At 64.6% G+C, this 9,072-nt stretch carries 9 protein-coding genes; all 9 read right to left on the bottom strand.

Features of this window, described 5'->3' with window-relative positions:
• A partial coding sequence (locus ENN83_RS16095; protein WP_287188760.1) for a tetratricopeptide repeat protein occupies nucleotides 1–602 on the bottom strand: 602 nt, incomplete at its 3' end.
• A 29-nt stretch (nucleotides 603–631) separates the two neighbouring features.
• Complete coding sequence (locus ENN83_RS16090; protein WP_287188758.1) at nucleotides 632–1,159, bottom strand: tetratricopeptide repeat protein; 528 nt, start codon at nucleotides 1,157–1,159, stop codon at nucleotides 632–634.
• 37 nt (nucleotides 1,160–1,196) lie between these two features.
• Nucleotides 1,197–2,186 carry a type II secretion system F family protein gene (locus tag ENN83_RS16085; protein WP_287188756.1) on the bottom strand — a complete coding sequence of 330 codons (990 nt, stop codon included), beginning with the start codon at nucleotides 2,184–2,186 and terminating at the stop codon, nucleotides 1,197–1,199.
• A gap of 11 nt (nucleotides 2,187–2,197) precedes the next feature.
• Nucleotides 2,198–3,166, bottom strand: a complete 969-nt coding sequence (locus tag ENN83_RS16080) for a type II secretion system F family protein (protein ID WP_287188754.1) — start codon at nucleotides 3,164–3,166, stop codon at nucleotides 2,198–2,200.
• A gap of 3 nt (nucleotides 3,167–3,169) precedes the next feature.
• Nucleotides 3,170–4,582 carry a CpaF family protein gene (locus tag ENN83_RS16075; protein WP_287188753.1) on the bottom strand — a complete coding sequence of 471 codons (1,413 nt, stop codon included), beginning with the start codon at nucleotides 4,580–4,582 and terminating at the stop codon, nucleotides 3,170–3,172.
• 19 nt (nucleotides 4,583–4,601) lie between these two features.
• On the bottom strand, nucleotides 4,602–5,849 hold the full coding sequence (locus ENN83_RS16070) for an AAA family ATPase (RefSeq protein WP_287188752.1): 1,248 nt from the start codon (nucleotides 5,847–5,849) through the stop codon (nucleotides 4,602–4,604).
• 210 nt (nucleotides 5,850–6,059) lie between these two features.
• The gene (locus ENN83_RS16065) at nucleotides 6,060–6,686 is read right to left on the bottom strand and encodes an OmpA family protein (RefSeq protein ID WP_287188751.1); all 627 of its coding nucleotides are present in this window, start codon (nucleotides 6,684–6,686) and stop codon (nucleotides 6,060–6,062) included.
• Between the two features lie 4 nt (nucleotides 6,687–6,690).
• Nucleotides 6,691–8,061: a type II and III secretion system protein family protein gene (locus ENN83_RS16060; RefSeq protein ID WP_287188750.1), complete on the bottom strand. Its 1,371-nt coding sequence runs from the start codon at nucleotides 8,059–8,061 to the stop codon at nucleotides 6,691–6,693.
• Nucleotides 8,062–8,268: 207 nt separating this feature from the next.
• On the bottom strand, nucleotides 8,269–9,072 hold an 804-nt coding region (gene cpaB / locus ENN83_RS16055), incomplete at its 5' end, for a Flp pilus assembly protein CpaB (RefSeq protein ID WP_287188749.1).

Genomic DNA, 9,072 nt, shown 5'->3' with positions numbered 1-9,072 from the left:
TAGGTGATCGCCTCGGTGAACAGCCGCTCTGCGCCCTTGAAATCGCCCCGCGTCAGCTTGGAATAGCCCCAGTTGTTCAGCACCCCCGAGGGCCGCGTCGTCAGCCCCGCGGCGGTTTCGTAGAAACTGTCGGCCTTTGCCCATTGCTTGTTGGCGTCGGCCACCATCGCCTCCAGCCGGTAGCGGCGATAGGTCTCGTGGGTCGGCGGGATCGCGTTCAGCACCGCCTCGGCCTTCTTCCATTCACCGGCGCGGATCAGTGCATCGGCATACGCGACCCGGTCTTCCGCGGTCGCCTCGGGGTGGTTGGTCACCCGCGCCCATGCGCCCACCGCCTCGGTGTTGCGCCCCGCCCTGAGCAGCGATTGGGCATGACCGCGCTGCAGGGCGATACTGTCGGGCTGATTTTCCAGTCCCCGGCGGAAATAGCTGACCGCCTCGGCGGGATCGGCCACGGTCAGCATGATGTCGTTCATGCTGCTCTCGTCGCCCGAAAGCACCTCCTGGATTGCGCGGTCGACATCGGCCTCGCCGGGGCGCTGGCAGCCGGACAGGGCCAACGCGCTCGCAGCGCATATCGCGACAAGAAAGAAATGGCGCATGTAATCCTGCGTCCTCTGCTGCTCTGGCCTCAGGGCGTGGCGATCAGCAGGTATTGGCCGCTGCCGCGCCGCACCAGTTTGAAGTCGTTATCGTTGGCAGGATCATAGGATGGATTGGCGGTTTTTTCGATAGCCAGAAGCAGATTCTGCCGGATGTCGTCCGATTGGCCACTATCGAGGGCGAAGGCCGTCTCGAACACGCGCAGGGCCTCGCCGGTCTCGCCCTTCTCCATCAGGACGACGCCCAGATTGTTCCAGGCGGGAACGAAGCGCTCGTCCTTCTTCAGCGCGCGGCGCAGCTGGGTCTCGGCCTGGCCAAGCCGACCGAGGCGCAGATTGGCCGATCCCACCGCCGAGAGAACGTCGATGCTCAGCCCCTGCTCGGCAGCAGCGCGGTAATAGGCGTCGAGGGCCAGTTCGTATTCGCCTGCCGCCATCAGCCGGTGGCCGACGGTCAGCCCGTCGACGGCCTCGGTGACCCGGGGCGTGCCCGGGGGCGGGGGCAGGCCCTGAAAGCCGGGGTCCAGTCGGCCGGTCTGCTGGCAGGCCGCCAGCACAAGCAGCGCGGCCAGGATCGGGCCGCGCCGGACGAGGTCAGAAGCTCGAATTCGACAGGGTGTCGTAGATCGCATAGACCGAGGGGCCGATCAGGATGATGAGCAACGGGGGAACCGTGAACATCATCGTGCCCAGTGTCAATTTGGTCGGCAGGACGTTCGCCTTCTCTTCGGCGCGCATCACACGCTTGTCGCGCATCTCGGCCGAGAACACGCGCAGCGCCTCGGCGATCGAGGTCCCGAAGGTGGCGGACTGGAGCAGCACGGTGACGAAGGACGAGATGTCGGTCACGCCGCAGCGTTCGGCCATGTCCTTGAGAACCTGCACCTTGTCCTTGCCGGCCTTCATCTCCTGGGCGACGATCTCGTATTCCTCGGCGAGATCCGGAAAGCCCGAGCGCATCTCGCGCGCGACGCGGACGATCGACTGGTCGAGCGACTGGCCGGCCTCGACGCAGACCAGCATCATGTCGAGCGAATCCGGGAAGCCGTTGGTGATCGCCTGCTGGCGGGTCTGCAGCCGCCGTTCGACCCAGTAGCGCGGCAGGTAATAGCCGATCGCACCCGGAATGATCACCGACAGGATCAGTTTCGTGGTATCGACCTCGCCGCTGGCGCTGTTCACGATGGTGAAGAGGACGCCGAGGACCAGCAGACCGAGTCCCAGCGCGAGCTGGGCGAAATGAAAGATCCGGATCGCGTTCTTGGTGCGATAGCCCGCCCGCATCATCTTGAGGCGGGTGGCCGAGAACTCTTCCTCGTTCTGGGGTTCGAGGAAATGGGAAAACCGTTCCAGCTTGTCCGCGCGCGAGGTGGGCCGGAGCGATGTCGCCGGGTCACGGGTGGACGCCGCCTTCATCTCGCGGGTCTCGCGCCTGAACTTGTCGAACGGATCGACACGTTTCTTCAGAAACGCAGGCAACGTCAGCGCGATCATCAGGAAGCCCAGCAAACCCACGGCGTAAAGCGGGCCGAGCGCGCCGAAACGGTCGATGAGCAGGCTGTTCAGCGAGGCGATGATATCCATGGGCCGGCTCCTCAGACCTTGATGTTGACCATGATCCGCATGAAGACCACGTTCACGACCAGAAACACGCCGACGGCGATGGCGGCGGGGATGAAGGCGGCGGTCTGCCTGACCTCGTCATAGTAGTCGGGCTTGATCGTCGAGATCATCAGGATGGCGGCGATCGGAAAGCCCGACAGGAACATGCCGGACCATTTCGCCTCGGCCGTTATCGCCTTGACCCGGCGGAACAGCTTGAAGCGCGAGCGGATCACCTTGGCCAGCCCGTCCAGCACCTCGGCCAAGTTGCCGCCAGATTGCTGCTGGATGGTCACCGCCACCGCGAGAAAGCGCAGATCCTGCATGTCCACGCGTTCGGCCAGATCCTTCAGCGCCTCGCCCACATCGCGGCCATAGGCGGCCTCGTCCGCGATGATGCCGAACTCGGTGCCCAGCGGGTCGGGCACCTCCTTGGCAACGATGTTGATCGCCGAGGCGAAGGGGTGGCCGACGCGCAGGCTGCGCACCATCAGTTCGACCGCGTCGGGCAATTGCTCCTCGATCAGTCCGAGGCGTTTCTTGGCCTTGCCGTTGACCCAGACATAGACCCCGCCCACGCCCATCGCGACCGCGACCAGCGCCCGCACCGGCAGCGCGGCATCGGTGCCCACGGTCAGCCCGAGAAAGGCCACCACTGACAGAAGCGCCATGATCATGATCAGCTGGTTCGGCGTGAAGGCGATATTGGCCTTCTGCGCCCGCTCCGCGAGCAGCGAGTAAAGCGGGATGCCGCGGGCGTTCATGTGCTGGCTCATCTCCTTGCGGAGCTGTTCCAGAACCTTTTCCCGGTCGGTGCCCTTTTCCAGCATCTCCAGCCGGCGGTTCACCTTGGCGTTCAGGCTGATCGACTTGCCGAAGACGGTGAGATACAGCCCCTCGACAAGGGCCAGCACCGCGACGAAGATCAGGCCGTAGATGATCGCATCCGCGCCGATCTGCATGGCTTACATCCCCCTGTTGGGTTCGAAGAGGCTGGCGGGCAGGTCATAGCCCCACTGCCGGAAGCGCTCGGAATAATGGCTGCGCACGCCCGTGGCGGTGAAGCGGCCGATGATCTTTCCGTCGGGGGCAAGGCCGAGTCGCTCGTAGCGGAACACTTCCTGCATCGAGATCACCTCGCCCTCCATTCCGGTGATCTCGGTGATCGACACCATCCGGCGCGAGCCGTCCTGCAGGCGGCTGGCCTGCACGATCAGGTTCACGGCCGAGGCGATCTGGCTGCGCACCGCCTTGAGCGGCATCTCGATCCCGGCCATGGCCACCATGTTTTCAAGCCGCGAAACAGCGTCGCGCGCGTTGTTGGCGTGGATCGTGGTCATCGAACCGTCATGACCGGTATTCATGGCCTGCAGCATGTCGATCACTTCCTCGCCGCGCGTCTCGCCGACGATGATGCGGTCGGGCCGCATCCTGAGCGCGTTCTTCAGACAATCGCGCTGGGTCACCGCGCCCTTGCCCTCGACATTGGGCGGGCGGCTTTCCATCCGGCCGACATGGGTCTGCTGCAATTGCAGTTCCGCGGTATCCTCGATGGTCAGGATGCGTTCGGAATTGTCGATGAAGGAGGACAGCGCGTTCAGCGTCGTGGTCTTGCCCGAGCCGGTCCCGCCCGAGACGATGATGTTCAGTCGGGTTGCAACGGCGGCGTTCAGATAGGCGGCCATTTCCTCGGTGAAGGCGCCGAACTTCACCAGATCCTGGATCCCGAGCTTGTCCTTCTTGAATTTCCGGATCGAGACCAGGCTGCCATCCACCGCGATCGGCGGCACCATCGCGTTGAAGCGCGAGCCGTCGGCCAGGCGCGCGTCGACATAGGGGTTCGACTCGTCGACACGTCGGCCCACGGCGGACACGATCTTGTCGATGATCCGGAGCAGGTGGCGTTCGTCCTTGAAGGTGATGTCGGTGAGCGTCAGCTTGCCCGAGCGTTCGACGAAGATCTGCTTCGGGCCGTTTACCAGAATGTCGTTTACACTGTCGTCCTTGAGCAACGGTTCCAGCGGACCAAGTCCGACCACCTCATCGTAAAGCTCCCGGTTGAGCTGCTGGCGGTCCTCCTTGTTGAGAACGATGCCCAACTCTTCCAGCGCCTCGGCGGCGATGGCCTGGATCTCTCCGCGGAGCTCCTTTTCCTCGGCATGTTCCAGCGCAGCGAGGTTGAGGTTTTCCAGAAGGCGCTTGTGCAGCTCGACCTTCAGTTCGCCCAGCCGCTCCTTGCGCTTGCGCTCCTTGTCGACGGGCGCCGGCTTGGCAGGGGCTGCCTTCGGCACCGGAGCAGGGGTGGCCATGTTCCGGCCCCGGGGCGCACTCGCCGGTTGTGCGGCTCCGGCATCGGCTTTCTTGTATCTGGAAAACATCGCTCTTGCGTCCTCTCTGTCACGCCTCGGCCGTGGCCGACATCTGGCCAAGCTCGAAAAGCGAGGTGGCGAGTTTCTGGATTTCCTTGCGCAGCGGCGCCTTGGCGGCTGTCTCGGCCAGCGGCAGGCCGTGATCCCCGGCCTCGGTGACGACCTTGCCGCCATCGGGCAGATGGATCTCGATGTCGATATCCAGGCTCTCGGCCATCCGCTTGACCCGGCTCTTGCCGGAGAGATCGGCGAATTTCGGCGCCCGGTTCATCGCGTAGCGCAGCCGGTCATGCGGCAGATCCTCGGATTTCAGCGTCCGTATCAGGCGCAGCGCGTTCTGGGCCGAGCGCATGTCAAGCTCGAGCAGGCCGAAATAGACATGCGACTGGCTCAGCACCGTTTCGGTCCATTGCACCAGCGTCGTCGGCATGTCGATCACGACGAATTCGAACTGCGATCGCGCCATCTCGATCAGCCGCTTCATGTCGTCCGGTGTGACCAGGTCCAGAGGCAGGATGTCTGCGGGCGCGGTCAGCACATGCAGACCGTCCTTGTAGGTCTGAAGCGCCTGCATGAAGCTCTCGCTGTCCATCGAGGGGATGTCCGAGAGCATCTCGAACACGGCGTCCCTGCGCGGCAGGTCGAGATAGGTCGAGACCGAACCGAATTGCAGGTCGAGATCGAGCAGGCAGACACGGCCATGCGTCGCCCTGGCGGCAAGGGACAATTCCCATGCGAGGTTGACCGCGAAGGTCGAGGCGCCGACCCCGCCCGCCAGCCCGTGCACCGGCAGCACCACGCCATCGCGGTTCGATTGCGACACCGCGGGAACCGAGGCGCCATTGCCCAGGACCGGCGCAACCGTGGCTGGCCGACGCACCCGGTCGATCGCGTCGTGCAGCGCGCCCTCCGGCAGCGGGTAGGGCACGAAATCGTCGGCGCCGACGCGCATCAGTTGGTGCAGTGCGATCGGGCTCAGTTCCTCGGCGATGACGATGACCTTGACATTGCGGCGCTTGGCGTTGCGGATGATCTCCGCGATGAAGGCGATGTTGTCCTCGTCCTGGTCGTCGACGGCGACCGCGATGAATTCCAGCGACCTTGCGTCGGGCTGGTCGAAGAAGCTGTTGGCGTCCTGAAAGGCAAGATCGCCCCAACATTCGCCCAATTCGGCCTCCATGTCCTCGATCAGCAGGTCGAAGTTCTGGATGTCCCGGGACACCGTGCAGGCGATCACCGGGGCCGGGTCGGAATGCAATGCCGCCGTACTCGTCATGTCGTCCAAATCCCTCCTTGCGGACGGCTCCGCCAGCCTTCTGGCCGCGTCGGACACCGCCCGCGCGCGACTCGCCGCCGCGCGCACCGCTCTCAGGAAGGGAATGTGAAGGCCAAACTGGGCAACATTACGGCCCAAAAGCCGAAATTGTTGGAAGTCCGGCCGCGCCGCGCCGGGGGACGAACCCGACGCGGCGGCGGGGTATCGGCCCTATTCGACCGTGTGTTCTTCTCTCGCGCTGTCGAGATGGATGCCGTAGGTGCGCTGCATGTACTTGCCGTCATGCAGCATGCGCTTGGGCTCAAGGAAGCCCCGGACCTCGGTAACCGTGCGGCGGTTGCGCCGCTCGCGGCCCTCGGTCACTACCAGCGGCTGTGTCTCGCCATAGGAAACGGCGGCTTCGAGCTGCGCGCGGGCCACGCCGCGCGAGACCAGGTAATCCACCGTTGCCCGCGCCCGCCGCATCCCCAGCACCTTGTTGTAGGCTTCCGGGCCGACCAGGTCGGTATGGCCGTAGACGCGGAACCGGACATTGGGATAGCGCGCGATCCACGCCGCCTGGCGGTCCAGCGTGGCCCGCGCCTCGGCGTCCAGAACGGCGCTGTCGAAGGCGAAGGTGATCGTCGTGTCGACCTCGGAGGCGAAACGGTGGTTCAGGTCGATCGCCATCGCCCTTTCGCCGCTGTGAACCATCGTGTTGTTCATGGTCGCATTGCCGAAGGCCCCATCGTCAAGGCTTGCGCCGGCTTCTTGGGTAAAGTCGCGGTAACTGTCCGTCGAACAGCCGGACAGCGCGACCGCGGCGCCCAGCGTCAGGAATACAAGCTTGGCGCGCATGATCTCACTCCATCACATAGCCGTAGGAACCGCTGAAATCCTGGCGGGCGACCTCGCCGGCCGCGCCCGATTTCGGTGTCTTCGGCGAGGATAGCTTGCCCGACAGGAACAGGTCGCGCTCGCTGGGTGGCTGAACGCGGTCGGTCGGAAGCGCCAGCGCCTCGCCGCGGGTGGGGCTGACCAGATGGGCGGTGATGATGATCACCAGTTCGCTGTTGCGGCGTTCATATTCGGAACTGCGGAACAGCGCACCAAGAACCGGCACATCGCTGATCCAGGGTACCTGGGCGTTGTTCGCGAAGAAATCATCCTGCAGCAGGCCCGCGATTGCAAAGCTCTCGCCATCGTGCAGTTCGACCGTGGTCGAAGTGCGGCGGGTGCGGAAGCCGGGATAGGTGACGTCGTCGACATTGTAGCTTGCGGTGTCATCCAGGCCGCTGACCTCGGCGTCGAGACGCAGGTTGATGTTCTCGCCCACGACGCGCGGGGTGAAGTTGAGGCCGATGCCGAAGGGTTTGTAGTCGATCGAGATCGTTCCGCCCTCCTGCGGGACGGGGATCGGAAACTCGCCCCCCGCGAGGAATCTTGCCTCCTGGCCCGAGAGCGCCGTCAGGTTGGGCTCGGCCAGCGTGCGCACGAAGCCCTTGCCCTCAAGGGCCTGCAGCGCAAGGTTGAGCTGAAACGCGCCCAGATCGCCGCTGATCGTCAGGTTCCCGGTGCTGCTCGTCCGGCCAGCCCCCAAACTGCCGATGATGGTGCCGTCGCCGCCGTCGAAGGTTCCACTGATCCCCAGCCGCGAGCTGAGCGCCTTGGACACGTTGCGCGACATCTCGGCAAATCGCACCTTCAGCATGACCTGCTGGCTGCCCGCGACCATCATCAGGTTGGAAATCCGCTCCGGCGCATAGCGCGAGGCCAGGTCGAGCGCCCGGTCGAGCGCCTGCGCGGAACTGACCGTGCCCGACAGCACCAGCCCGTCATTGGCCGAGCGGACCTCGATCGGCTCGCCCGGCAGAACCTCGCGCAGGCGTTCCTTGAGTTCGCTCATGTCCGGGGTGACGCGGACCTCGACATTCGTGATCAGCCGGCCATTGGGACCAAGAAGCGTCAGGGTCGTGCGCCCCGGCGATTTTCCCAGCACATAGATCGTGCGGTCCGACAGGGTCGAGATGTCGGCGATCTGCGGGTTCGAGATCGACAGTTCCGCGAACACCTCGTCGCTTTCGACCACGACGGCACGGTTCATGGGGACGGTCAACTGGCCGGTCGCCTGGCCACTCAGCGTGCGCAGGCTCTGGGCCTGCGTTTCCGTGACGGCGCCGGTCGCGGCGGCCAGGCCCACCAGCCCCGCCACCAGAACACTCTTGGTTTTCATGTGATCCTGCCTTTCCGATCACGCCTCGGGATGGGTCTTTTCGCCCAAATTCCCGCAGAGGATGCGTCAAGCGAAGATTTAAATCAATCTTCAGTTAATTAATGAATTTCCTTTATGTGGATATCCCGCAACAACCACGAGATCAGGCAGGCGGGCGCACCGCGACCGCAAGATGCAGTCCGATGCGCCAGAAAATGTGTAAGCAGGTCAGTTGGTGCAGGGGATCGGAATCTCGACCACCTCGGCGCCGCGGCGGGTGCGGATGGTGCAGACCGGCGCCTTGTCCTCGACGACGATCGGTGCATCCTCTATCCCCAGCAGCAATTTCTGATCGACCTCGATCACCTCGGCCACCGTGTCATCGCCCGAGCCGACCAGCGACAGCGACAAACGGCCCGTCGATTGCGCCTGGGCCAGCGCGGCCACCTGTTGCGGCGTGGCCTCGACGGTGACGGTGCGCGCGATCACCGGGCGCGAGCTGTCCTCATCGGCCATCTGGTCGATGGCGATCAGCTGGATTCCGGGCAGGATCAGCCGGGTCACCTGCTTGTTCTGCGACTGGCCGGTCCAGTAGACATCGGCCTGATCGCCCGGCCGCAGAAAGCCCGAAACGCCCGAGGCGACGTCGACACGGATCGCGAAGGCACGCATGCCACGGCCAAGGCGCGACGTCAGGCCCGCATCGGTGCCGGGTTCGGTGACCTTGACTGCCAGCAGCGGTTCGCCCGCCTCTATCGCGCGCAGCACGGTGCGGAACTTGGGCTTGCCCTCGGGGAACACCTCGGCGCCCGAATGGAAGACGCCCGTGGGCAGCGAGGATTTGGGCCATTCCACAAGCTGGAGATTTTCCACCGTCACCTGCTGGCCGTAGCGCAAGGACTCTTTTGCCACGACAACGGGCACCAGTTCGACCTGGCTGGCGCGCGCGGCGCGCTCTTCGGCAAGCTGGCGCTCGTAGGTCTGGATGTAACCCTGTGCCATGTAGACGGCGAAGCCTGCGAGGCCAAAACC

Origin of the sequence: Rhodovulum sp. (assembly GCF_011048875.1) — a bacterium.
Lineage (GTDB): Bacteria > Pseudomonadota > Alphaproteobacteria > Rhodobacterales > Rhodobacteraceae > Rhodovulum > Rhodovulum tesquicola.
This window is presented reverse-complemented; position numbering and strand designations above follow the sequence as displayed.